This window comes from Mesorhizobium sp. WSM4846, from assembly GCF_055811415.1.
The window spans coordinates 29,478-53,931 of the sequence record NZ_JBVVPZ010000027.1 but is presented as its reverse complement, the minus strand read 5'-3'; the positions used below and the strand labels follow the sequence as shown (position 1 = coordinate 53,931).

Below are 24,454 nucleotides of genomic sequence, written 5' to 3'. Positions count from 1 at the left end.
GCAAAATGCGGCAGCCTGGAATTTCGGCTTCGAATGGCTAAAATATAAGTGCAAAGTGTTGTCGTCGTGCAACGCTGCCTCTGGTTGTGGCGAGGGCTGGCATCTCAGCCTCCGGTTCCGACTCCGGCCTTGGCGGAAGCGAACAGGGCGATGGCATTGGTTATGCTCTGGGCCGCCTTGCTGCGCCAATCGGCGCTGAGCAGTTGCGCCTCGTCCTTGGCGTTCGACAGATAGCCGAGTTCGACCAGCACGGAGGGAACATCCGGCGCCTTCAACACCTTGAAGCTGGCCGAACGCTGCGGATTGTTGATGAGGCCGACGCTGGTGGAAAGCTGGCCGACCAGCGTTTGGGCGAAACTCATCGAGAAACTGTGCGTCTCGCGGCGGATCAGGTCGATCAGGATGTCGGTTACTTCCTTGTTGTCGTCCTTGATTTCCATGCCGGCGAATTGGTCGGAAAGGTTTTCACGGTCGGCGAGCGCCTGCGCTTCGGGATCGGAAGCCTTGTCGGAGACGGTGTAGACGGTAGCGCCGCGAAGGCCCTTGACCCTGATGGTGTCGGCGTGGATCGAAATGAGCAGATCGGCCTCGTGCTGGCGGGCAATGCGCACGCGGTCGTCCAGCCGCAGGAATTTGTCCGTCTCGCGCGTCATGAACACGTCGTATTTGCCGACTGCGGCGAGTTTGTCCCGCAATTCGGTGGCGAAAGCGAGCGTGACGTTCTTCTCGACCGTGCCGTTCATGCCTTCGGCGCCGCCGTCGATGCCGCCATGGCCTGGATCGATGACGACGGTGAAGCGATGGCCTGGATTGGAGACCGGGCCGGTGCCGACCCTGCCGCCCTTGTCGGAGGAGACCGTCGAGCCGGTGGTCAACGCCTGATTGGCAAGAGCGGCGTCGAACTCCCGCACGGACGCCGCCGACATGTCGATGGCGATGCGGTAGCCGTTGCCGTCATCGTTCTTGAGCACGTCGAACCTGTCGACGGCGAACGGACCATTGCCGGTGAGAATCAGCCGCGACACGCCCTCGCCGAGATCGCCGTAGCGCACGCTCCTGACCAGGCCGCGCGCTTTCACGTCCTTGGCATTGATGGCGAATCTCGTGCTTGGCAGGTCGACGACCAGACGGTGGGGGCCGCGCAGCAGGAACCATTTGACGTCGGGCTCACGATCGAAATTCATGACGATGCGCATCTTGGTGGCGTCACCGGCCATTTTGTAGCTCGTCACTGCCAGCGGCGCGTCGGCGGCAAAGGAGATTGACGAAAGAGCCAGGCAAGCGACAACCAGCAACAGCAGACAAGCGGCGTGGAAGCGGGCGGCGAAGAAAAAAATGCCTCCGGCGCGATCACTCATGTGCGTGAAGACTGCCAGTCCCATCTCTTCCAGTGGCTCCGGTTTGGCGTGAGGCGCCCGATCCTGTTGTCGGCCAATCTTGCTTGTCGGAGTGTCGTCGTCTTGTCGAAACGCCGGTCAGGCCGCGAACTCGATTAACGGTTGGTAACCAGAGAAGGTTAACCAAGCCTTTTCACGCAACGCTTAAAGCCGTGCTTCCGTTGCGGAACTGCATTTTGCCGGCATCGGAAATCGGGGTTGCCTTCCAACCCGCCAAATCATAAAAGCGATGGTGGATCACTGCAATCCTGGAACCGTCCTTCTCCGCAGCTTCCTGCTACAGGTGAGATGAACGACGGCTCCTTTCGCGTCAGGCGAAAAGGCAACAGGTGATCGCGACGAATTTCGCAGGTGTGAGCCCGTGGCGGGGGAAGCGCCTGCGTCAAGAAAACGGCCGGGATTGTCCCGCGCCGGCTCTGTACGAGCAAACAAGCTGGTCCGGTTTTCCCGGGCTTTGGTTCAAAAAGGTTCTGCTGGTTACGATGGCTTCAAGCGCAATCATGGAAAGGTCCGCAGCAAACCGCGCCATTATGGCTGCGGGCGGCACCGCCATGGCGCTCAGGCAGCGGCCGGCGGACATTCAATTGCCCGGCACCCATGTTCATCCACACTCACAGCGGCGGGCTTTGCCTCGCAAGCTGCGGCTGACGGCTGCCGGGGGGAAACGAAATAATGCCCAACAAAATGCTGATAGACGCCTCCCACCCGGAGGAAACACGAGTTGTCGTCGTTCGCGGTAACCGTATTGAAGAATTCGACTTTGAATCCCAGGACAAGAAGCAGCTCAAAGGAAATATCTACCTCGCCCGCGTAACCCGCGTCGAACCCTCGCTTCAGGCAGCCTTTGTCGAATACGGCGGCAACCGTCACGGTTTCCTCGCCTTCAGTGAAATTCATCCCGACTACTACCAGATTCCGGTCGCCGACCGTCAGGCGCTGTTGCGCGCGGAAGCGCAGGAGGCTGAAGACGAGGACGATGAGGACGGCGATGGCGACGATCGCCAGAACCGTGATCGCGGCCGGCGCGGACGCCGCCGCGGCGGCAAGAGCCGCGAGCGAGGCGAGCACAAGCGTGATCCAGGTGCGGCCGATTCGGACGATTCTGTCGATGCCAGCGACAGCGGGTCCAACGACAGCGGCTCCAATGAGTCCAATGACGGCCGTTCCAATGAGGCCGGCGAACACGGCGAGGATGCGGTCGCGCAGAACGTCGAGGCCTCAGAAAAATTCGACACGCCGTCCGCTGCTTCGGAACATGGCGAGGATGTCGCCAGTCAGAGCGAGGCAAGTCCTGATAAGACGAGCCGTGACGAAACTGGCGGTGACGAGACTGGGCCTTCCGAAGGCGGTCCGAATTCCATCGCCGCCAGCATCGAATCGGATGTGATTTCCGAAGCCGTGCCGCAGGCTGATGCGGCCGGCGAAGCCACCTCCACCGACAATGATCGCGGCATGCTGGAAGAGGTGCAGTCATCGCATTCGGATGACCATGAGGTCGAATCGGTCGGCGCCGAGGATGCGCTGGAAGAAGCACGCAACCGCCGCAAGCCGGTGCGCCGCCAGTACAAGATCCAGGAAGTGATCAAGCGCCGGCAGATCCTTCTGGTGCAGGTCGTCAAGGAAGAGCGCGGCAACAAGGGCGCAGCACTCACCACCTACCTGTCGCTTGCCGGCCGCTATTCGGTGCTGATGCCGAACACGGCGCGCGGCGGCGGCATCTCGCGCAAGATCACCAACGCGCAGGACCGCAAGCGGCTGAAGGAGGTCGTCGCCGATCTCGAAGTGCCGCAGGGCATGGGCGTCATCCTGCGCACGGCCGGCGAAAGCCGCACCAAGGCCGAGATCAAGCGCGACTACGAATATCTGATGCGGCTTTGGGAAAACGTCCGCAACCTGACGTTGCAGTCGACGGCCCCTGCCCTAGTCTACGAAGAAGGCAGCCTGATCAAGCGCTCGGTGCGCGACCTCTACAACAAGGACATCGACGAGATCCTGGTCTCCGGCGAAGAGGGCTATCGTGAGGCCAAGGACTTCATGCGCATGCTGATGCCGAGCCACGCCAAGGTCGTGCAGCCGTTCCGCGACACGACGCCGATCTTCGTGCGCAACGGCATCGAGGCGCAGCTCGACCGCATGCTGCAGCCGCAGGTGACGCTGAAGAGCGGCGGCTACATCATCATCAACCAGACCGAAGCGCTGGTCGCCATCGACGTCAATTCAGGCCGCTCCACCAAGGAGCACTCGATCGAGGACACAGCGCTTCACACCAATCTGGAAGCGGCCGAGGAGGTCGCACGGCAGCTGAGGCTGCGCGATCTCGCCGGCCTGATCGTCATCGACTTCATCGACATGGAGGAGAACCGCAACAACCGCTCCGTCGAGAAGCGGCTGAAGGATCACCTCAAGAACGATCGCGCCCGCATCCAGGTCGGCCGCATCTCGCATTTCGGCCTGATGGAGATGTCGCGTCAGCGCATCCGCGCCAGCGTGCTGGAATCGACGATGAAGCCTTGCCCGCATTGCGGCGGCACCGGCCATGTGCGGTCCGATTCGTCCGTCGCGCTGATGGTGGTGCGGGCGATCGAGGAATTCCTGCTCAAGGATTCGCGCAGCCACATCACGGTGCGGACGCCGGCGGCGACCGCGCTCTATGTGCTCAACCACAAGCGCGGCACGCTGGTGGAGCTCGAAAACCGCTTCGGCCTGACCATCACCGTCGAGGCCGACGATACGGTCGGCGCCCAGCACTATGCGATCTTCCGCGGCGCGCTGGCCGAAAAGCCTGAAGGCTTCGTCGAGGTGCGGACCTTGCCCGCCTATGTCGAGCCGGAAGAGCCCGCCGACGAGATCGTCATCGAGGAGGAGGAAGACGAGGTCGTTGCACCGGCGGAACAACCGCGCCAGGCGCAGCAGCCGCAGCTGCCAAGGCCCAGCGAGGATGGCGAAGGCCGCGACCGCAAGCGCCGCAAGCGCCGCAGACGGCGCGGCGGCAAGGATCGCGACCGCGAGCATGGCGCCCCCGTGGAAGGCGCGTCCATCTCGGCCACTGCCGATGGCGTCTCCGAAGCCGCAAGCGATGAAGGCGCCGAAGCAGACCACGAGGACCAGGTCGGCGTCACCGAGGCGGTGGAAGCGTCGGATGACGGGCAAGAGCCTGAAGGTCGGGAGCCTGATGAAGTTCTGGAGCCTGACGAAGGTCTGGGCAAAAAGCGTCGGCGCGGCAAGCGCGGCGGCAAACGCAATCGCCGTGAAGACGGCGAAGGCGAGGTCGATGCAGGCACTGCCGAGTCGGCTGACCGTCCCGAGGTCTTGGAGGGCGTAGCCGTCTCCGGCGAACCGGCAGCAGCAACGCCGGTCGAAGCAACGCCGGTCGAAGAGCCTGTCGACCTTGCTCCTGCCAATGACGACATGCCAAGCGCCGAAAAGCCGAAGAAGCCGCGTCGCGCCGCCAAACCGAAGAAGGCTGCGGCGGACGTCGTTGCCGAGACGCCGGTAGCCGAGCCGGAAATTTCTGCCGAGGCTCCCGCAGCTGTTTCGGAGGAAACAGCCGTGGCCGCCGTCGACGAGAAACCAAAGGTCCGCCCGTCGCGACGCAAGCCCGTACCGGTCGATGCTCCGGTTGAGCCGATCGTGTCCTCGACAGTTGCCGAAGAGGAAAAGACCGAGGAGAAGCCGAAGCGTGCCGGCTGGTGGCAGCGGAAAGGCTTTTTCTAAGCTTTCCTGTAGTTTAGCCTGATCTTCTGACCAAAAAAAATCCCGCGCTGTCCTGTCGACAGCGCGGGATTTTACTTGGCTGAAGCGGGCCAATCTCTATGGCGCCCCCAAATCTCTATGGCGCGAAAACCGACCAGTTCATCATCTTCGCCAGTCTTTCCAGCGCAATCGACCCCAGCCTGGAATTGCCGTTGGCGTTGAGGCCGGGCGACCAGACGGCAAGCGACGCCACGCCCGGCACGATCGCTAAAATGCCGCCGCCGACGCCGCTCTTGCCCGGGATGCCGACGCGGAAGGCGAAATCGCCTGAGCCGTCATAGTGGCCGCAGGTCAGCATCATCGCGCCGATGCGGCGCGCGCGCTCGGCCGACACCACGGAATGGCCAGTCGCCGGGTTCTTGCCGCCATTTGCGAGGAAGCGGCCGGCCAGAGCCAGTTGCCGGCAGCTCATCGCAATGGCGCAATGGTGGAAATAGACGCCCAGCGCCAGATCCGGCGCGTGGCTGAGATTGCCGAAGGATTTCATGTAGTTGGCGAGCGCCAAGTTGCGAAAACCGGTGGCTCGTTCCGAAGCCGCGACCTCGCGGTCGATGATGATGGTCTCGTCGTCGGCCAGGAACTGGATGAATCGCAGGATCTCGCCGATCGCCTCACGCGGCTGGTGGCCGGCGAGCAGAATGTCGGAAATGACGATGGCGCCGGCATTGATGAACGGATTGCGCGGAATGCCGTTCTCGTGCTCGAGCTGGACGATCGAGTTGAACGGGTTGCCCGAAGGCTCGCGCCCGACACGCTGCCACAGCGCGTCGCCGACATTGCCGAGCGCCAGTGTCAGCGTGAACACCTTCGAAATGCTCTGGATCGAAAACGGCTCATCGGCGTCGCCCGCCATCAGCACGCGACCGTCATTGGTCACCGCGGCAATGCCGAACTTTTTCGGATCGACCTTGCCGAGCTGCGGAATGTAGGTCGCGACGTCGCCGCGATCCGTGCGCTCGGCCATTTCGGCGGCAATCTCGGTCAAAGCCTGCTCGAGGTCCGGCATCGCGCTATCTCAGCCAGCGTTCGATGCGCATCATCGCCTCGACCATCTCGTCGTGGCTGCCGGCATAGGAAAAGCGCATGGCTCGATGACCTTGAAGCGGATCGAAATCGCGGCCGGGCGTCGCCGCCACATGCGCCTCGGCCAGCATCTTGCGCGCGAAGGCCATGCTGTCGTTGGTGTGCCTGGTGACGTTGCAGAAGGCGTAGAACGCCCCGTCCATCGGTGCCGCCATGGTAAAGCCGAGTTCGGGCAGGCGTTTCATCAAAAGCTCGCGATTGCCCGCGTAGCGCGCCTTCACCGCCTCCAATTCCGCGGTTGCCTTGAACGCCTCGATCGCGGCGATCTGGGACAATTCCGGCGGTGAGATGTAGAGACTCTGGGCGATGCGCTCGACCGGCCGCACCAATGGTTCCGGCAGCACCATCCAGCCGATGCGCCAACCGGTCATGCAGTAGTATTTCGAGAAGGAATTGATCACCGTCACGTCAGGGCCGCAGGCAAGTGCTGTGGTGTCCGGCGCAGCGTAAGCCAGCCGGTGGTAGATCTCGTCGGAGATCACGGCGATGCCGAGCTCTTGTGCCGTCGTCACCAACGCCCCCAGTTCGTCGGCGGGGATAATCGCCCCGGTCGGATTGGCCGGGCTGGCAAACAAGACGCCCTTCAGCTTCTTTTCGCGATGCGCAGCCTTCAGATGCTCGGCGTGGAGATAGGCATCACCGTCGAGCTCGATCTCGACGATCTCGATGCCGAGCGCGGCCATGATGTTGCGATAGGCCGGATAACCGGGTGCGGCGATGGCGACACGGTCGCCTGGATCGAACATCGCCAGAAATGCCAGGTTGAAGGCGGCCGACGATCCGGTGGTGACGGCGATCCGGCCGGGTGAAACGGCCAGCCCGTAGTGGTCGGCATAGTGCTGCGCGATAGCCTCGCGCAGGCCCGCAAGACCCAATGCGTCGGTGTAGCCGATGCGCCCCATCTTCAATGCGTGCGTCGCCGCTTGCCTGACTCCGGCCGGCGCCGGATCGGACGGCTGGCCAACGGCCATGGAAACGACCGGCACGCCCCTGGCCTTCAGCCGATTCGCTTCCGCCAGAACGTCCATGGCGTGGAACGGCTCGACGTCACCGCGACGCGAAAGCGATACAACCATTTGACTCATTTCCTTGTTCGCCGTTTGGGTCAGCCCTTTGAGATTGCCCATGGGTCGGCGCTTGCCGGCTGCCGGGCGCCGCGCTTTGGCGTCCCGCGCCGCACAAATGCCCGATTGATGTGAGGTTCACAAGTTCAGTAAAGTTTCAGTGCCGACTTTTCATCCTTCACCCGCTCGTCTACCAGTGGACCTGCCATGTTGAGCCGACCCAAATCGACGATAGCCAGGGCAGCGCGCGCCTTCGCGACGCTTTCGCTTGCCGCGACGGTCGCTGTGACCAGCACGGTCAGCGCTTTTGCGCAAAACGTGCCGGTGGTGCGCGATGCCGAGATCGAGGCGCTGGTGCGCGCCTATGCGCGGCCGATCTTCAGAGCCGCGGGCCTGCCGGAAGACGGCGTCGACATCGTGCTGGTCAACGACCAGAGTTTCAACGCCTTCGTTGCCGGGTCCCGCCTGTTCATCAACACCGGCGCCCTGATGTCGGCGGAGACGCCCAATGAGATCATCGGCGTCATCGCCCATGAAGCCGGCCATATTGCCGGTGGCCACCAGCAAAAATTGCGCAACCAGCTCGAACGCGCCAAGACGATGGCCATCATCGCGACGCTGCTTGGCGCCGGTGCCATGGTTGCCGGTGCCACCAGCAAAAGCCGGGGCCTGGCCGGCGCCGGCATGGGGGTTGCAGCTGGCGGCGGCGAGATGGCGCAGCGCAGCATCCTCGCTTATCAGCGCACCGAAGAGATGACCGCCGACCGCTCGGCGATAACCTATCTCAATGCCACCGGCCAGTCCGGCCTGGGCATGCTGAAGACCTTCGGCCGCTTTCAGAGCGCACTTTCGCTGTCGGGGGCGCAGGTCGACCCCTACCGGATCAGCCATCCGCTGCCGCGCGAACGCATCGCCAACCTCGAAGTCCTGGTCAAAAAAAGCCCCTACGTCGAAAAGGTCGATCCGCCGGCGCTGCAGCAGAGGCACGACATGATGCGCATCAAGATCGCTGCCTATATGGGAGGTCAGGCCGCCGCATCGCGGCTGATGCGCAAGATGCCGGGCAGCCTCGCCTCGCAATATGGCGACGCGCAGACGAGCTACCTTTTCGGCAATCTGGCCGGGGCGCTCGCCAAGACCAACGCGCTGATCAAGGCACAGCCGAAGAACCCCTATTTCCAGGAATTGCGCGGCGACATCCTGATGAAGGCGAACAAACCGAAGGCTGCCGCGGAAGCCTATGCCAAGGCGGTCAGCCTCGATCCAGCGCGATCCGGGCTGCTGCCGGTTTCCTACGGCCAGGCGCTGATGGCCGTCGGCACGCCCGATTCCCTGGAGAAAGCGGTGGTGCAGATCAACAAGGGTCTCGCCCGCGACCGAGAAAACGCCGTCGGTTACCGCCATCTTGCGCAGGCCTATGGCGAGCTTGGCAACATTCCGGCCGCCGACCTTGCGACCGCCGAAGGCCATTTCTATTCCGGCGCCTACAAGGATGCCAAGATCTTCGCAATGCGCGCGCAGATGAAAATGAAGCGCGGCGAGCCGGGCTGGATCCGCGCGCAGGACATCATAAACTACGCACCATCAGGCAAGAAAAAGTGAACCTTCCGGCCGTGCGCGGCGACAAGTAGTCGACCAATCGGGTAGTCAGACCAATCGGATAGTTAGACCAATCGGGTCGGACAACCGGGCCGGAACCAGGCAAGAGGATCAGCGATGATGAACAAGGCAATTCTGCTGGGGACCACGGGCGTGGCAGTCGCTCTCGCCATGCTGGGTTTCGGGTTCGTGACCGGAAGTCCGCAGACGGCAAAGGCCGATGCCGCGCAGATCGCCCAGGCAGCCTCCGCCGACACCAGGATCGACCGGGCTGAAGTCGAAGGCATCATCCGCGACTATCTGCTGAAGAACCCGGAAGTGCTGCTGGAGGCTCAGGAAGCGCTCGAGGCCAAGCAGAAGGAGGCGCAGCGCGTCGCCAGTCTCGACGTCATCAAGGATGCCAAGGACCAGATCTTCAACTCGGCCTTCGACGGCGTCGTCGGCAATCCGAACGGCAAGGTCACCATCGTCGAATTCTACGACTACAATTGCGGCTACTGCAAACGCGCCATGGAGGACATGCAGACGCTGACGACAGCCGATCCGGACCTGCGCTTCGTCCTCAAGGAGTTCCCGATCCTCGGCCCGGATTCGCAGAAGGCAAGCGTCGTCTCGATGGCCTTCCACCTGATGATGCCGGAGAAATACGGCGAGTTCCACAACGCGTTGCTCGGCGCCCAGGGACGCGCCACCGAAGCGGCGGCCATCAAGGTAGCGCTTTCGCTCGGCGCTGACGAAGCGACGCTGCGCGAGAAGATGAAGGATCCGTCGATCGCCGAGGCGCTCTCCAAGACCTATGATCTTGCCAACAAGCTGGCCATCACCGGAACGCCCTCCTATGTGGTCGGCAACGAGGTGGTGTTCGGTGCGCTCGGCCAGGACGTGCTGGCGGAGAAGATCGAAGCGGCCAAGGCCGCACTCTGATCGGCGGCTGGCTTTCGGCGCAAGCCATTTTCCGCCTGTTGTGGACAGCGAAAGAACCCACTTGCGCTCTTTTCGCAGGCGTCTAAGCCCATTATAGAGGCCCAGTGCGCCGACTGATGCCGGCGCTGATGTGGTGGATTTGAAGTTCCTGCTGATTTGGTGGCGTCAGCGTTCAGGAACTTTAAATCCACCACATCAGAAATGTATAAATTGCCAGTGTGGCTTTGAATCCGAAATTCGTTCAAAGCGCTGCTCCAAGGTATTGCGAATTTCGGATTCGAAACCACACTGGGAAAAGGTCGGCATTTTGAAAACGGTTTTCGTCCTGAACGGTCCCAACCTCAACGAGCTCGGCAAACGCGAGCCGGGCATCTATGGCGGCAAGACGCTGGCCGCGATCGCCGACGATTGCAAGCAGGCAGGTGCGGCACTTGGGCTCGAGATCGATTTCCGTCAGTCGAACCATGAGGGCGACCTCGTCGACTGGATACAGGAAGCCGCCGACAAGGCTGTTGGAATCGTCATCAATCCGGGCGCCTACAGCCACACCTCGATCGCCATTCACGACGCCATCCGCTCCATCACGCCATTGCCCGTCGCCGAAGTTCATCTTTCCAACATCCATGCGCGGGAATCATTCCGCCACGTCTCCATGGTCTCGCCGGTCGCCGTCGGCGTGATCTGCGGGTTCGGGCCGCTCGGCTACACACTGGCGCTGCAGGCGCTGGCCGCACGCCTATGACCGGCCAACAAACAGAAGGCTCGAAAATGTCGATAAAAAAGAATGGTGTTGACCAGCAGCTTATCCGCGATCTGGCGGGCATACTGAACGACACCAACCTCACCGAGATCGAGGTCGAGCTGGGCGACTTGAAGGTGCGCGTGTCGCGACAGGCGCCGGCCGTCCATGCGGTCGCCGCACCGCAGCCCGCCTATGCGCCGCCGGCAGCGCAGCCGGCCGGCGCAGCCGCCCCGGCAGCGGCCGACGTGTCCAAGAACGCAGTGGCCTCGCCGATGGTCGGCACCGCCTACCTGGCGCCATCGCCCGACGCCAAGGCATTCATTGAAGTCGGCCAACAGGTCAAGGAAGGCCAGACGCTGCTGATCATCGAGGCGATGAAGACGATGAACCAGATTCCCTCTCCGCGTGCCGGAACGGTGACGGCGATCCTGTTCGAGGATGCGCAGCCGGTCGAATATGGCATGCCGCTCGTCGTGATCGAGTAGAGCCGGGAACAGCCGAAAAATGTTCCAGAAAATCCTCATCGCCAATCGCGGCGAAATCGCTCTGAGGGTGCTGCGCGCCTGCAAGGAGCTCGGCATCCAGACGGTGGTGGTGCATTCCACCGCCGACGCCGACGCCATGCATGTGCGTCTCGCCGACGAGAGCGTCTGCATCGGCCCACCGCCGTCGCGCGACAGCTATCTCAACATTCACCAGATCGTTGCGGCGTGCGAGATCACCGGCGCCGACGCGGTGCACCCGGGCTACGGATTCCTGTCGGAGAATGCCAAATTCGCCGATATCCTCGCCGCGCACAACATCACCTTCATCGGCCCGTCCGGCGATCACATCCGCATCATGGGCGACAAGATCGAGGCCAAGCGCACCGCAAAGCGCCTTGGCATTCCGGTGGTGCCCGGCTCCGACGGCGCGGTCACCGAGGAAAAGGAAGCCAGACGCATCGCCGCCGAGATCGGCTACCCCGTGATCATCAAGGCGTCGGCCGGCGGCGGCGGACGCGGCATGAAGGTGGCGCGCAGCGAAGCCGATCTTGTGGTCGCACTGCAGACGGCGCGCTCGGAAGCCGGTGCCGCCTTCGGCGACGACGCCGTCTACATCGAGAAGTATCTCGAAAAGCCGCGCCACATCGAGGTCCAGGTGTTCGGCGACGGTGCCGGCCGCGGCGTGCATTTCGGCGAACGCGACTGTTCGCTGCAGCGCCGCCACCAGAAAGTCTGGGAAGAGGCGCCCTCGCCGGCGCTCAATGCCGAGGAGCGCGCGCATATCGGCGGCGTCTGTGCCAGGGCGATTGCCGATCTCGGCTACTCCGGCGCCGGCACTATCGAATTCCTCTATGAGAACGGCGAGTTCTATTTCATCGAGATGAACACGCGCCTGCAGGTCGAGCATCCGGTGACGGAGGCAATCACCGGCATCGACCTCGTGCACGAGCAGATCCGCGTCGCCTCGGGCGGCGGGCTTTCCATGCGCCAGGAAGAGATCCGCTTTCAGGGCCACGCCATCGAATGCCGCATCAATGCCGAGGATCCGCGCACCTTCACCCCCTCGCCCGGCACGATCACCCACTTCCACACGCCGGGCGGCCTCGGCATCCGTGTCGATTCCGGCGTCTATTCCGGCTACAAGATCCCGCCTTACTACGACAGTTTGATCGGCAAGCTGATCGTGCACGGCCGCAATCGCGTCGAATGCATGATGCGGCTGCGGCGAGCGCTCGACGAATTCGTCGTCGACGGCATCAAGACGACGCTGCCGCTGTTTCGCGATCTCGTCGGCAATGCCGATATCGCCAATGGCGAGTATGACATCCACTGGCTGGAAAAATATCTGGCCGATGAGGATTAGGACGTGAACTTATAGAATATAATAGCGCGATGACCCGTCCCTACGCGCCAGGCTATCGCATCCCGACCGACCTGTTGCTCAAGGCCTACGCCTCGGGGGTCTTTCCGATGGCCGAAAGCGCCACCGATCCGGAAGTGTTCTGGGTGCGGCCGGAGACGCGCGGCATCATCCCGCTGGACGGATTTCACACGCCCAAAAGCCTGAGGAAGGCGATCCGGAAAAACCTGTTCGATATCCGTTTCGATTTTGATTTCGAGGCGACCATCGACGGCTGCGCCGAGAGGCGCGAGGAACGCCGGTCGACCTGGATCAATGCGCCGATCCGCGAGGCCTATGTCGAACTGCATCGGATGGGCCATTGCCATTCGGTCGAAGCCTGGCGCGAGGGTCGGCTGGTTGGCGGCCTCTACGGCCTGTCTCTTGGCCGGGTGTTCTTCGGCGAAAGCATGTTCGCCAGGGAAACGGACGCGTCGAAGGTCTGCCTGGTGCACCTGGTCGAACGCCTGAAGGATCGACACTTCGCCTTGCTCGACACGCAGTTCACCACCGAGCACCTCAAACGCTTCGGCGCGGTCGACGTGCCAAGGGGCAAATACGAAAAGATGCTGGCCGACGCGCTGAAGGGCGAGACGGTGTTTTTCCCATGATCTGCGCCAAAGGTCGGGTTTTTGGTCAGGTTTTTGCGGCAGGCTCAAGAGGCGTGTGCGCGTGGAACATCATCTTCCAGCCATTTGCGCGATGGACATAGCCGGTGCTGACCAGCGCCGCATAGGGCTCGCCATTCTCGCGCGTGGCATGGGCCTCATAAGTCAGCATGACAATGTCGCTGCCCGGCTCGATGATGCCCTTGAGGTCGATGTCGAGATCGCGCCAGCGATTTGGGTCCGTCGCGGTTTCGGCCAGATCGGCGTTGCTCATCGTTTGCGCCATCTGTGAGAAAGCCACCAGACATTGGGTGTCGGCATTGGCTTTGAAATAGGCAGCGTCGCCGGTCCAGAACCCTTTTTCGAGATCGAGGAGTTCGTTCTTGTTGGCCATCATGGGAACATCTCCGTAACGCCAGCCATGACCAACGCACGGAGAATAAGGCGGTTCCAGAAGGCTCAGTAAGTGATTGCGAACGGGCGATCCCGCACGCCAGGCATTATAACTGGTCTTGGCTAATTGGTTTTGGCCGCGTCGGGTGCCGGCACCTCCGACTTCTGCTTGCAGCCCTTCAGCCAGACGTCGTAGACGGCGTGCTCGACGGCGTTGAGGCCGGGGCTTTCGGCAAACATCCAGCCGGTGAAGATACGGCGGATCTTGCGATCCAGCGTGATCTCGTCGACCTCGACGAAAGAATCGGTCTTCGGCTCTTCGGTTTGCGGCTGCGAATAGCAGATGCGCGGCGTCACCTGCAAAGCGCCGAACTGAACCGTCTCGTCGATATAGACATCGAAGGTGATGATGCGGCCGGTGATCTTGTCGATGCCGGCGAATTCGGCCACAGGATTGGTGATGCGTTGTGGTGCGGCCGGTGCCGCCGGCGCCACTGTCGCATCCGGTTCCATTGTCGCCTCCGGGTCCAATGGCGGTGCAGCCGGGTCCACTGGCGCCTCCGGCTCCATTGGCGCCTCAAATTCCGTCGGCGCCTCCGGTTCCACTGGCGCCTCAAATTCCGTCGGCGCCCCCGGGTCCACTGGCGCCTCCAGCGTCTGAGCGGCGGCGATGCTAAAAGCCGCAAAAGCGGTGGCGGCCACCGTCAGTCCGCCTATCGAGATTCGGCTGAAAATGCTCATGCAGGGATCCGGTGGTTTGCGCCCGGGGTGATTCTGTCGCGCCCAAGGCTAGTCGCTGCTGTCAGATCGACAAGCTGCTAAACGCCAATTGTGGCGATAAAGGATCGATCCGCCCTTGGCGAGCGGTTAGAGACCGTTTGGAAACTCTACCCTGGCGGCCATCTGACGGCGCTTTCCGCGCTTCCGGTGCTCACGGACCCGGCGCATGACCCCGGAAACCGATTTCGGTTTCCGGAAAGGATCATGCGCAAAATGCAGAGTGTTAGAGCGTCCAATTGGACGCGCGGCGCTCTAATGTCCGCTGCGCGCCGGTTCTCGAAATCACCACCATATGACTCGCCAGAGCGAATTTCGAAACAGTCTCTTACGCCCCCGGCGTCCAGGCGTCGTAATCGCCGGTCACCTGCGGGCGGTGCTGATTGCTGAGTATGGAGCCCTTGGGGCGATAGGCCGCGGCACTTCCGGTGAGGTTCGGCTGATGCGGCTTCTGCCAGTCGCGTGGCTTGTAGGTGTCGCTCGTCGGCGGGACATCAACGCGGTGATGCATCCAGCCATGCCAGCCGGGCGGAATCATCGAGGCTTCCGAATAGTCGCGATAGATGACCCAGCGGCGGGTGCGGCCTTCCGAATCGACACCACCCTCGTAGTAGACGTTGCCGGCCTCGTCCTGCCCGACTTTCTTGCCATGCCGCCAAGTGTGGAAGCGCGTGCCCAGCGTCTGGCTGTTCCACCAGGTGAAAAACTGCAGAAGGAAAGTCTTCATCCAAAATCCTCGCGCGCCAAGTCCTCGCGGCGGCAGCGGTGGCGCCTGTTCCTGCTTATGGCGTCAGGCCGTCGCCAAGGCAAGGGTTTTGCCGCACGAACCACGCAAATGGCCGTCGGAAAACCGACGCACAGTGGCAAGCGTTCCGCGTCCTGTCGAGGCATGCCTTGCCAAGGCTGCCTGGTCTTTCTAAAGCTCAGCACCCCGCATGCAGGTACCCAGCCTGATTGACGGTTGAGGGAGGGAATGATGGCCCCAGACGCATCCGGCGCGGATCCGCGGATCAGTGCCAGCTCCATTCGCCTGCGCAAGGGCGGCGAGCCGATCGTCTGCCTCACCGCCTATACCTATCCCATCGCTCGCCTGCTCGACGATCATGTCGACCTGCTTCTGGTCGGCGACAGCGTGGCCATGGTTCTCCATGGCCACAAGACCACGCTGGGCGCCTCGCTGGAGATGATGATCGCCCACGGACAGGCGGTGATGCGGGGGTCAGCCAAGGCCTGTGTGGTGGTCGACATGCCGGCCGGAAGCTATGAGGCGACGGCGCGCCAAGCCGTCGGCTCGGCGCGGCGGATTGTCGGCGAAACCGGTTGCCAGGCCGTCAAGCTGGAGGGTGGCGTGGCAGTTGCCCGACAGATTGCGGCGATTGTCGCTGCCGGCATTCCGGTCATGGGACATATCGGCTTGCAGCCGCAATCGGTGGAAAGCGACGGGGGCTACAGGATCAAGGGCCGGACCGACGAGAATGTGGCTGCGCTTTATCGCGACGCCGAAGCGGTCGAAAAGGCCGGCGCGTTCTCGGTGGTCATAGAAGGCACCGTCGAGACCGTCGCCGCCGACCTCACCCGGCACATTTCCATTCCAACCATCGGCATTGGCGCCAGCGGCGACTGCGACGGCCAGATCCTGGTCATCGACGACATGGTCGGCCTGACCGTCGACCGGGTGCCGAAATTCGTCAAGCAATATGCCGACCTGCGCAGCGTCATATCGCAGGCGGCAGCCGGCTATGCAGCGGAGGTGCGCAGCCGGACATTCCCCGGCCCGAAACACGTTTTTTCGGCAGCAGCCGACAAGGGCGAACCATGAACCGGGGCGAACCATGAGCCGGCCTCTCGTCGTCGACAGCGTCGCCGCCCTTCGCGCGCAAATCCGCGACTGGCGTCGCGATGGCCTCAGCCTTGCCATGGTGCCGACCATGGGTGCGCTGCACGACGGCCATATCTCGCTGATCAGGATCGCGCTGGAGAAGGCCGATCGCTGCGTTGTCTCGATCTTCGTCAACCCAACCCAGTTCGCGCCGAGCGAAGACCTCGACAAATATCCGCGCCAGCTCGGCCGCGACCTCGATCGGCTGGCCGAGGCCGGCGCACAACTTGCCTTCACCCCTGGTGTGGCGCAGATGTACCCAGCTGGCTTCGCCACCAGGATCTCGGTCGGCGGGCCAGCCGCCGGGCTGGAATCGGATTTCCGGCCGACCTTCTTCGACGGCGTCGCAACCGTCGTGGCAAAGCTCTTCCTGCAGGCGTCGCCCGACTGCGCGGTCTTTGGCGAAAAGGATTATCAGCAGCTTTGCGTCGTCAGGCAGCTCTGCAGCGATCTTGATTTGCCGGTGGACATCATCGGCGCGCCAACAATACGCGACGCGCATGGGCTCGCGATGTCGTCACGCAACGCCTATCTCGGCGAAACCGAGCTCGCGGTGGCGCGCCAGCTCAACGCCATCTTGCGCCGAACGGCGGCGGCACTCGCGGCAGGCGCGGATGAAGGCAGTACGACCGTAAGGGCCAGCCGCGCGCTGGTCGAGGCCGGATTCGACAAAGTCGACTATGTCGCGGCGCGCGAGAGCCTGACGCTCGCCCCGTGGCGGCCAAACCGTGACGGTCGCCTGCTCGCAGCCGCCTGGCTGGGCAAGACCCGGCTGATCGACAATGTGAAAGTTCCCTCCGCCTGAAGCGTGTGCCGTTTGGATGGATTCATGCGACGCGCTTCAAGTTGTTGCTTTGATGCATGTCGTTATTGCAAAACCCTTCGCACCCTCGGTTCAAGCCCGAGGGCGTGCTTTTGCGCGACATGCCTTAGGGCCAATCAGGCATCAGGGCCAATCAGGCGACCTTGAGATCCTTCATCGCCTTCTCGTAGACATCCTTGATCGGCTTGGATACGTCTTCAGCGGCTTTCGTCGCCGCCGCCTGAAGCTCCTTGCTCTGCTCGACCGTCTTTTCCACCTGCTTGCGCAAGAAGTCTGTCTGCAGTTCGACGAACTCGGAGGGCGATTTCACGGTAACCAGGGCTTCGAGGTGAGAAAAGCTGGCCTCAACATTTGCGCGCAAAGCGGCGATCGTCTTCAGCGACAGCTCATTGCTAGCGGTCTTGGCTGTTTCGAAGGATGACTCGAGAGCCTTCTGGGTCGCCTCGGCGCCGGTCGCCAATTTCGATAAGGCTTCTTTCGATTGCTCGACGCCCTTTTCGGCGACAGCGCGGAACTGATCGGTTACCTCGGTCTGAACTTCTGCATTCTCAACGTTTTCAGCAGTTTTATCAGCGGTCTTCGTCATAGTTTCCATCCTGTGCGGTGGGCGACCTTTGTAGAAAGGCCGTCTCGTTCATCTAGAACCTGACGTTACGGCATCTGCAGTGCATTGCAATATTTTTGTGCGTCGCACCATGCTTTTTTGCCTCAGCGTTAGCCACTGGTGGATTTCTACCTTCGGGCGTGTTTTTTGCGGACCGCGATTCCGCAATTCAGCCCGCAACCGGCCGGCGCAGCCCGTAAAAACGCAACTGACTGCGACCTGTCAGGCCAGGCAAATCTATTCGATCGCCTTTTCCAAAATCAGCGCCGGCAGCCCTGAGCCACCGCCACAGTCAGCAGTGTTCCCGGCCGGCAAAAACCCTTTCGAGCGATAGAAGGCGACGGCGGGAGCATTTGCCTCTTCCACTTCGACACGCAGCGTCCGCGCCTCGGGAAAGCTGGCCTCGATCTCTTCCAGCAGCGCCTGGCCGATCCCTTGCCTCTGGCAGGCCGGATGCACGTAGAGCTGGTTCAGCATGACGATCCTCGCATCCGTGGTGGCTGCGGCGAACGCCATGCCGCCAATGCGGTTGCCATCGTCTGCGACCAGGAATTCGGAGTTCGGCCGTGTCAGCCGCGCCTTGAGCGAGGCGATCGAATGCCATTCATCTGTTATCTCAGCGACTTTGGCAGCACCATAGATGGCGTCGTAGGTGGCGTGCCACGTTTCGACCAGCAGCGCCCGGACCGCGGCAAGATCGCGCTCGCCAGCGGTGCGAACAAACATCATCCTATTCGATCCCGAGCTTGGCCTTGACGAGGTCGTTGACGGCCTGCGGGTTGACCTTGCCGCCAGTCGCCTTCATCACCTGGCCGACGAACCAGCCGGCCATGCTCGGCTTGGCGCGCGCCTGCTCGACCTTGTCGGGATTGGCTGATATCACCTCGTCGACCGCCTTTTCGATGGCACCGGTGTCGGTGACCTGTTTCATGCTGCGGCTTTCGACCAGCTGGCGCGGATCGCCGCCTTCGTTCCAGACGATCTCGAACAGATCCTTGGCGATCTTGCCGGAGATGGTGCCCTCTTTTATCAGGTCAATGACCGCGCCGAGCTGATCGGGCGAAACCGGAGCATTTTCAATAGCCTTGCCGGCTCTGTTCAACGCACCCAGCAGATCGTTGATGACCCAGTTGGCGGCAAGCTTGCCGTCGCGACCAGCGGCCACCTTCTCGAAATAGTCGGCGACCGACTTTTCCGACACCAGGATCGAGGCGTCGTAGGTCGACAGGCCGAGCGAGGAGATCAGCCGCGCCTTCTTGGCGTCGGGCAGTTCAGGCAGATCCTTTGCCAACGCATCGACAAAGGCCTGGTCGAATTCCAGCGGCAGAAGGTCGGGATCCGGGAAATAGCGGTAGTCGTGCGCTTCTTCCTTGGAACGCATCGAGCGCGTCTCGCCCTTGTTGGGATCGAACAGCCGCGTTTCCTGGTCGATCTTGCCACCGTCCTCAAGGATGGCGATCTGGCGGCGCGCCTCGTAGTCGATGGCCTGGCCGATGAAGCGGATCGAGTTGACGTTCTTGATCTCGCAGCGCGTGCCGAATTCGCCGCCGGGCCGGCGCACCGAGACGTTGACATCGGCGCGCAGCGAGCCTTCGTCCATATTACCGTCGCAAGTGCCGAGATAGCGCACGATGGTGCGCAGCTTGGTGACATAGGCCTTGGCCTCGTCGGCGGATCGCATGTCGGGCTTGGAGACGATCTCCATCAGCGCCACGCCGGAGCGGTTGAGGTCGACATAGGACATCGTCGCATGCTGGTCGTGCATCGACTTGCCGGCATCCTGCTCCAGATGCAGGCGCTCGATGCCGACCTCGATGTCCTCGAACTCGCCCTGCCGGTCGGGACCGACGGAGACGATCACCTTGCCCTCGCCGACGATCGGCTGCTTGAACTGTGAAATCTGATAGCCCTGCGGCAGATCGGGATAAAAATAGTTTTTCCGGTCGAAGACCGATTTGTGGTTGATCTCGGCCTTCAGCCCGAGGCCGGTGCGGATCGCCTGCTTGATGCATTCCTCGTTGATGACCGGCAGCATGCCCGGCATCGCCGCATCGACGAGGCTGACATTGGCGTTTGGCGGCGCACCGAACGCCGTCGAGGCGCCGGAGAACAGTTTTGCTTGCGAGGTCACCTGCGCATGGACCTCGAGGCCGATGATGATCTCCCAGTCGCCGGTGCCGCCTGATATCAGGCGCTTGGCGTCGGGTGTGCGGGTGTCAATGAGAGTCATGGCGATCCAGATAATTGTTGTTCAAATTGTCTGGCGTTGTCGGCCGACAAAATCAACCGTTCGCTAGATCAATCGGCCGGAACTGGCAAGGGAGTCCCCCTGTTGACAGAGACTCCCCTTGTTGATCGAGAACCTCTGTTGACCGAGATCCCCTTGTTGACCGAGATCAATGTCGTCGGTTGCCACTATGGCATGATCGCCAAGAGGCAGGAGTGACCGACATGAGTTTTTTCGACTATTTGATTTCAGTCGACGTCCGGACCGAATTGACGGGCCGCATGATGCAAAAGCTGGGCGTCGACCGGCAATTGAAAACCGTACCCGACCAAGCAGCCGTCACAAGTCGCGCCGTCGACCGCTGCCGTTCGTGCGGCCATCAGGACGAATGCGCGGTTTGGCTCGACGAAAACGAACAACCGGACGATCCGCCGGATTATTGCCGCAACCGTGATCTGATCGCACGGCTGCAACGTGCGGGCGGCCTACGCTGGAGGGAGGGCTGAAGAGAAAAGCCGTCACGCCGTCGCGATATAGGCCCTGATCTCCGCGGCCTCGCGCTCGACATCCTCGATGCGCCGCTTGACCACGTCGCCGATCGACACGATGCCGTCGAGCAGGCCGTCCTTTTCCACCGGCAGATGGCGGAAACGGCCACTGGTCATGATCTCCATGACCTCGTTGACGGTGTGGTTCTCATTGCAGATCTTCACCTTGGGGGTCATCGCCGAACGCACCGCGATATCCAATGCGGCGGCCCCTTCCCTGGCGAGGACCCGCACGACGTCGCGCTCGGAAAGGATGCCGACGATCTTGTGATCACCATTGGTGATGACCAGCGCACCGATCCTGTGCTCGGCCAGGATGCGAATGGCCTCGCTCAGTTTTTCGTTCGGCCCGAGCGTCAACACGTCGTGGCCCTTCTGCTCGAGAATTGCCTTAACAGTCATGGCGTCCTCCTCAGTTTACCTTGCCGGTTCCTGCCCTGACCGGCTTTCCCTAGTGCCAGACATCGTGCGCCGCGATCGATTGGTTTTCAAGTGCGGCGAGGCTCAGGCCCTGAACTCGTCCGCCTGCTGCCGCCGATCGAAAGCCCGCAGGCCGAAGAAGCCGGCGAAAAAACCGCCAATATGAGCCTCCCAGGCGATCTGGCTGTCGATGCCGGGCGCGAAGGCAACGAGGCCGGTGGCGAGATTGATCACCATCCAGATGGCAAGAAAAGTCACAACGCCGCGCGAGCGGAACACCGCCGCCATCGGCAGCGGCGCGCCGGCGAAGGCGGCTTTGCCGGACGAGCGGTCGGTGCGGAAGCCGAAGCGCGCGGCGGCCCCCATCATGCCGGAAATCGCCCCCGATGCGCCGACCAGCGGCGCCTCGCCGAGCGGATGCACGGCCCAGAACAGCACCACGGCCGCTAGCCCGGTCGCGGCGAAGAACAGGCTGAAACGAAGCGCGCCGAAGCGGTTCGCCAGTGGTGAGCCGAAAGCCGCCAGCCACACCATGTTGACGGCCAGATGAGCAAAGCCGCCATGCAGGAAGGCATAGGTGAAGGGCCGGGAAAACAGGAACCAGTCGAAGCCATATTGGCCAGTATAAAGAACTGGAATGAAGGCCGCATCGTACAACAATGTCAGCAACTGGCTTTGGCTAAGCACGTACTCCTGGATGAGATAGAGGACGACGCAGATGCCGATCACCGCCAGCACAAGGGGCGGCATGTTGAACACCGGCTCGCGGCGCGGCTCCGGCTCATGGCCGACAGGTCCGCCCTCGCCCTGTTCGATTTCCGAGGGGCTTGCTGGTTCGCTCATATGGCTCGCACTCAGTCGCTGGTTTCGACTTCGCGAGCATGTAGATCACGGTCACCCGATTCACAAAGGGCGAATCGCCCCACGCAAATCAAAACGGCGCGAATCAAAATTGGCGCGAATCAAAAAGAAGCCGTCCAAGGTTGCCCTTGAACGGCTGGTCGAGCCCCCATGCTCCCCCAAACTCTTGACTGAAATGCTGCCGATCGCTGCGAAACGACCGCTTCTGGAGTGGTTTTAACGTGCCACGGGCCTGGGCGGAGCGCAACGTAAACCACTTGTTAACCTTAACGGCCCCGACCCGTGAACAAGTGTTAACGATGCTGGCACGCAACCTGCTCCGCAACGCATGTAGGTCCTCGGAGGGCGCCCTTCTGTTCACCGATGGGACATCAGACGACAGATTGCGCGGAGCAGCATAACATGAACCAGAACGGATCGATCACGCTGTTCCATTATTGGAACCGGCTGCGTGACGGGCGCCCTGCCCCGAAGCGTTCGGAAGTCGAGCCGACCGATATCAAGTCGCTGCTGGCCGACACATTCATCCTGGAAAAGGATACGCGCGGCGAAGCGGTATTCCGGCTCGCCGGCACCAGGCTTTGCGCGGTCTATGGCCGTGAACTCAAGGGGTTTTCCTTTCCCTCGCTGTGGCGCGAGAAGGACCAGCGGCTTATCTCGAAACTGATCCAGGGCGTCTTCGATCAAAAATCCGTCGTGCTCATCACCTATGAAGGTTTCAGCCGCACCGACCGTTCCAGCAAGTTCGAGCTGCTCGCCCTGCCGCTCGACGGCGGCGTCGACAATCCGCGCTGCCTCGGCGTGATAAGCGCCGCTGAAAAACCCTTCTGGCTGGGCGCGGATCCGATCGCCGGAGCCCTGATCGATTCGATCCGTCTCGTCGATCCGGAGAAGGAACCGAAATTCCTCAAGAACCGGCCGGCCATCGACGTTCCCTCGCTTGTCCCGTCGGAACTCGATCCGTCCCAGACGATTTCGGCGCTCGGCCAGGCACGCCGCATCCGTCATCTGGTCGTATTCGACGGCGGGCGCGGGGAATAATCCAAAATCCTAAAGTAGCGGCGTCAGGCTTTCCCCTTTGTTAACCCGCTTCGCTGTAGCTTTCCGGCGAAGTTCCTCGCATCAACGCGCGGAATGCCAAACGGGGTGTAGGCAGTCATGAGGTCAGCGGCGGTCGACACCGCGCCGTCCCAAGCTGAAAGGCGCAACTTTCAGCGCGTCCGCGTGAAGATCTATGGACGCTTCATGCTGGAGGATCGCACCGAACATCCGTGCCAGGTGGTCGACATGTCGCCGGGCAATGTGGCGCTTCGCACCGAGCGCATCGGCATGCCGGGCGAGAAAGTCATCGCCTATATCGATCACATCGGCCGTATCGAAGGCGTCGTCACCCGCATCCTGCAGGACGGTTTCGCGATGACGGTCATCGCGTCGGAACGCAAGAAGGACAAGCTTGCAGCGCAATTGACCTGGCTTGCCAACAAACACGAGCTCGATCTGCCGGAAGACCGCCGCCACGAACGCGTGGCGCCGCGCAATCCGACCAGCGTGCTTCAGCTCGGCGACGGGCGCCAGTACCAGTGCCGCATCATCGACCTGTCGCTTTCGGGCGCCGCGGTCGAGATCGACGTCAAGCCGGCAATCGGCATCCAGGTCATGCTGGGCACTATGCGCGGCCAGGTGGTGCGCCATTTCGAGGACGGCATCGCCATCGAGTTCGCGGTCATCCAGAGGCCGGAAACGCTCGATTCCGAATTCAACGCATCCGGCACCTGACAAACAGCGCACATTCCCGCAATCGACAGGCCCCATTTCGGCCGGTTTTTTTATTGGAGCGCCGGTCAACGCCGCCTGCCACCGATGCCGCGCCAAGGCGCCGCGCCGCGCCGATGTGATCCCGGCGAAAACCACCTCAACAGTTTTATACTGAAATGATTCAAATTTTATGTTTATTCTATGGGCGTTTTACTTAATGTCTACTTCGAGCCTTTGCGTCGAATAAATCCAATCGTGTCATTGTCTCCTCAAACGGGGAGACTGGACGATGAAGAAGACGAGGGGCAAGCTGTTGCTCTTGGCAATGGCGACGCAGCTTACCGCCTGGGGAACAGCGTATGCAGCGGGACCTGCCTTCATGCACACCGGCAGCCGCACCACACAGCCGGTCGGCCATTACGAGTTCTGCCAGAAGATCCCGCAGGAATGCAATCAGCGGACGCCGAAGCAGGCGCCGATCGAACTGACCCGCAAGCTGTGGGCGAGGATCGTGAGCATCAACAATTCGGTCAACAGCAGAATCGCGCCGCGCACCGATATGGAACTGTGGGGCAAGGAAGAGGTCTGGTCCTATTCCAACAGCGAATTCGGCGACTGCGAGGACTATGCGCTGGAAAAGCGCCGCGCGTTGATGAACATCGGCGTTCCGGCCGGCGACCTGCTGATGACGGTTGCGCGCCAGCCGAACGGAGACGGCCACGCGGTGCTGACCGTGCGCACCAGCCTCGGAGAGTTCATCCTCGACAATCTCGAAACCAGGGTGCTGTCCTGGACCAACACCGACTACACCTATTTGAAGCGCCAATCGAGCCAGAATTCTGGCGCCTGGGTAACGATCAACGACGGCCGCTCCGGCGCGGTTGCCAGCGTCCGCTAAGGACGCGACGCAAAAACCCGGTCGAGCCCCACCTCCCCGTCCCCAACGACCGGGTTTAGGAGCCGGCCCCCGCCCCCGGGCCCGCGGCACCTTTTTCCCCCGGTGATGGGGGCGGGGGGGGGCGCGCCCGCCGGGGGGGTGGTGGGGGGGGGGGGGGGGGGCGGCGGGGGGGCGCGGGGGGGGGGGGGGGGGGGGGGGGGGGGGGGGGGGGCGGG

Annotated in this window: 24 protein-coding genes; 13 read left to right on the top strand and 11 right to left on the bottom strand. The window is 62.2% G+C overall.

The features are described from left to right. Nucleotides 1-104: 104 nt before the first annotated feature. The gene (locus AC0L15_RS21480; protein ID WP_473496961.1) at nucleotides 105-1,382 is read right to left on the bottom strand and encodes an N-acetylmuramoyl-L-alanine amidase; all 1,278 of its coding nucleotides are present in this window, start codon (nucleotides 1,380-1,382) and stop codon (nucleotides 105-107) included. A gap of 687 nt (nucleotides 1,383-2,069) precedes the next feature. Here AC0L15_RS21480 and AC0L15_RS21475 point away from each other — a divergent pair. Then, nucleotides 2,070-5,111, top strand: coding sequence for an Rne/Rng family ribonuclease (locus tag AC0L15_RS21475; protein WP_287248101.1), 3,042 nt, complete (start codon nucleotides 2,070-2,072; stop codon nucleotides 5,109-5,111). Between the two features lie 115 nt (nucleotides 5,112-5,226). Here AC0L15_RS21475 and AC0L15_RS21470 read toward each other — a convergent pair whose 3' ends face one another. Then, nucleotides 5,227-6,156 carry a glutaminase gene (locus tag AC0L15_RS21470; protein ID WP_023798153.1) on the bottom strand — a complete coding sequence of 310 codons (930 nt, stop codon included), beginning with the start codon at nucleotides 6,154-6,156 and terminating at the stop codon, nucleotides 5,227-5,229. 4 nt (nucleotides 6,157-6,160) lie between these two features. Beyond that, nucleotides 6,161-7,309: a pyridoxal phosphate-dependent aminotransferase gene (locus tag AC0L15_RS21465; protein WP_287248103.1), complete on the bottom strand. Its 1,149-nt coding sequence runs from the start codon at nucleotides 7,307-7,309 to the stop codon at nucleotides 6,161-6,163. Between the two features lie 195 nt (nucleotides 7,310-7,504). On the opposite strand from AC0L15_RS21465, the gene AC0L15_RS21460 reads away from it, so the two are divergent. The 6 genes from AC0L15_RS21460 to aat all read left to right on the top strand — a co-directional run bounded on the left by AC0L15_RS21460 (nucleotide 7,505) and on the right by aat (nucleotide 13,057). Next, a complete protein-coding gene (locus AC0L15_RS21460) occupies nucleotides 7,505-8,899 on the top strand; it encodes a M48 family metalloprotease (protein WP_027154453.1) in 1,395 nt (464 codons plus the stop codon). A 117-nt stretch (nucleotides 8,900-9,016) separates the two neighbouring features. After that, a complete protein-coding gene (locus AC0L15_RS21455; RefSeq protein ID WP_287248106.1) occupies nucleotides 9,017-9,820 on the top strand; it encodes a DsbA family protein in 804 nt (267 codons plus the stop codon). 307 nt (nucleotides 9,821-10,127) lie between these two features. Then, complete coding sequence (gene aroQ, locus AC0L15_RS21450) at nucleotides 10,128-10,562, top strand: type II 3-dehydroquinate dehydratase (RefSeq protein WP_287248108.1); 435 nt, start codon at nucleotides 10,128-10,130, stop codon at nucleotides 10,560-10,562. Between the two features lie 26 nt (nucleotides 10,563-10,588). Then, nucleotides 10,589-11,047 (top strand): acetyl-CoA carboxylase biotin carboxyl carrier protein, encoded by a 459-nt coding sequence (gene accB, locus AC0L15_RS21445; RefSeq protein ID WP_027154456.1) that lies wholly within the window; start codon nucleotides 10,589-10,591, stop codon nucleotides 11,045-11,047. Nucleotides 11,048-11,066: 19 nt separating this feature from the next. After that, nucleotides 11,067-12,410 carry an acetyl-CoA carboxylase biotin carboxylase subunit gene (gene accC, locus AC0L15_RS21440; protein ID WP_027154457.1) on the top strand — a complete coding sequence of 448 codons (1,344 nt, stop codon included), beginning with the start codon at nucleotides 11,067-11,069 and terminating at the stop codon, nucleotides 12,408-12,410. Nucleotides 12,411-12,439: 29 nt separating this feature from the next. Further along, the gene (gene aat, locus AC0L15_RS21435) at nucleotides 12,440-13,057 is read left to right on the top strand and encodes a leucyl/phenylalanyl-tRNA--protein transferase (protein ID WP_287248110.1); all 618 of its coding nucleotides are present in this window, start codon (nucleotides 12,440-12,442) and stop codon (nucleotides 13,055-13,057) included. A gap of 25 nt (nucleotides 13,058-13,082) precedes the next feature. Here aat and AC0L15_RS21430 read toward each other — a convergent pair whose 3' ends face one another. From AC0L15_RS21430 to AC0L15_RS21420, 3 genes are all read right to left on the bottom strand, one after another. After that, complete coding sequence (locus AC0L15_RS21430) at nucleotides 13,083-13,451, bottom strand: hypothetical protein (RefSeq protein ID WP_287248111.1); 369 nt, start codon at nucleotides 13,449-13,451, stop codon at nucleotides 13,083-13,085. Nucleotides 13,452-13,570: 119 nt separating this feature from the next. Then, nucleotides 13,571-13,960, bottom strand: a complete 390-nt coding sequence (locus AC0L15_RS21425; protein ID WP_287234924.1) for a DUF2155 domain-containing protein — start codon at nucleotides 13,958-13,960, stop codon at nucleotides 13,571-13,573. A 592-nt stretch (nucleotides 13,961-14,552) separates the two neighbouring features. Next, nucleotides 14,553-14,951: an NADH:ubiquinone oxidoreductase subunit NDUFA12 gene (locus AC0L15_RS21420; RefSeq protein WP_287248113.1), complete on the bottom strand. Its 399-nt coding sequence runs from the start codon at nucleotides 14,949-14,951 to the stop codon at nucleotides 14,553-14,555. A gap of 249 nt (nucleotides 14,952-15,200) precedes the next feature. On the opposite strand from AC0L15_RS21420, the gene panB reads away from it, so the two are divergent. Both panB and panC read left to right on the top strand, forming a co-directional pair. Further along, nucleotides 15,201-16,043 carry a 3-methyl-2-oxobutanoate hydroxymethyltransferase gene (panB, locus tag AC0L15_RS21415; RefSeq protein WP_287248114.1) on the top strand — a complete coding sequence of 281 codons (843 nt, stop codon included), beginning with the start codon at nucleotides 15,201-15,203 and terminating at the stop codon, nucleotides 16,041-16,043. A 13-nt stretch (nucleotides 16,044-16,056) separates the two neighbouring features. Continuing rightward, nucleotides 16,057-16,908 (top strand): pantoate--beta-alanine ligase, encoded by an 852-nt coding sequence (panC, locus tag AC0L15_RS21410; protein ID WP_287248115.1) that lies wholly within the window; start codon nucleotides 16,057-16,059, stop codon nucleotides 16,906-16,908. 151 nt (nucleotides 16,909-17,059) lie between these two features. Here panC and AC0L15_RS21405 read toward each other — a convergent pair whose 3' ends face one another. The 3 genes from AC0L15_RS21405 to gatB all read right to left on the bottom strand — a co-directional run bounded on the left by AC0L15_RS21405 (nucleotide 17,060) and on the right by gatB (nucleotide 19,760). After that, on the bottom strand, nucleotides 17,060-17,512 hold the full coding sequence (locus tag AC0L15_RS21405) for a phasin (RefSeq protein ID WP_027154463.1): 453 nt from the start codon (nucleotides 17,510-17,512) through the stop codon (nucleotides 17,060-17,062). A gap of 255 nt (nucleotides 17,513-17,767) precedes the next feature. Continuing rightward, nucleotides 17,768-18,256 (bottom strand): GNAT family N-acetyltransferase, encoded by a 489-nt coding sequence (locus AC0L15_RS21400; RefSeq protein ID WP_287248166.1) that lies wholly within the window; start codon nucleotides 18,254-18,256, stop codon nucleotides 17,768-17,770. Nucleotides 18,257-18,260: 4 nt separating this feature from the next. Then, nucleotides 18,261-19,760, bottom strand: coding sequence for an Asp-tRNA(Asn)/Glu-tRNA(Gln) amidotransferase subunit GatB (gatB, locus tag AC0L15_RS21395; protein ID WP_287248116.1), 1,500 nt, complete (start codon nucleotides 19,758-19,760; stop codon nucleotides 18,261-18,263). Nucleotides 19,761-19,981: 221 nt separating this feature from the next. Between gatB and AC0L15_RS21390 the strand changes: the two genes are divergently transcribed. Then, nucleotides 19,982-20,263, top strand: a complete 282-nt coding sequence (locus AC0L15_RS21390; RefSeq protein WP_287248168.1) for a DUF6455 family protein — start codon at nucleotides 19,982-19,984, stop codon at nucleotides 20,261-20,263. A 12-nt stretch (nucleotides 20,264-20,275) separates the two neighbouring features. On the opposite strand, the gene AC0L15_RS21385 is transcribed toward AC0L15_RS21390, so the two are convergent. Together AC0L15_RS21385 and AC0L15_RS21380 are read right to left on the bottom strand one after the other, a co-directional pair. Continuing rightward, on the bottom strand, nucleotides 20,276-20,707 hold the full coding sequence (locus AC0L15_RS21385; protein ID WP_023798170.1) for a CBS domain-containing protein: 432 nt from the start codon (nucleotides 20,705-20,707) through the stop codon (nucleotides 20,276-20,278). 102 nt (nucleotides 20,708-20,809) lie between these two features. Continuing rightward, nucleotides 20,810-21,568: a rhomboid family intramembrane serine protease gene (locus AC0L15_RS21380; protein WP_473496956.1), complete on the bottom strand. Its 759-nt coding sequence runs from the start codon at nucleotides 21,566-21,568 to the stop codon at nucleotides 20,810-20,812. Nucleotides 21,569-21,988: 420 nt separating this feature from the next. On the opposite strand from AC0L15_RS21380, the gene AC0L15_RS21375 reads away from it, so the two are divergent. The 3 genes from AC0L15_RS21375 (at nucleotide 21,989) to AC0L15_RS21365 (ending at nucleotide 24,239) form a co-directional block, all read left to right on the top strand. Beyond that, the gene (locus tag AC0L15_RS21375; protein WP_287248118.1) at nucleotides 21,989-22,627 is read left to right on the top strand and encodes a PAS domain-containing protein; all 639 of its coding nucleotides are present in this window, start codon (nucleotides 21,989-21,991) and stop codon (nucleotides 22,625-22,627) included. Nucleotides 22,628-22,744: 117 nt separating this feature from the next. Next, a complete protein-coding gene (locus tag AC0L15_RS21370; RefSeq protein ID WP_027154470.1) occupies nucleotides 22,745-23,362 on the top strand; it encodes a PilZ domain-containing protein in 618 nt (205 codons plus the stop codon). A 268-nt stretch (nucleotides 23,363-23,630) separates the two neighbouring features. Continuing rightward, nucleotides 23,631-24,239, top strand: coding sequence for a transglutaminase-like cysteine peptidase (locus AC0L15_RS21365; protein WP_287248119.1), 609 nt, complete (start codon nucleotides 23,631-23,633; stop codon nucleotides 24,237-24,239). Nucleotides 24,240-24,454: the final 215 nt, after the last annotated feature.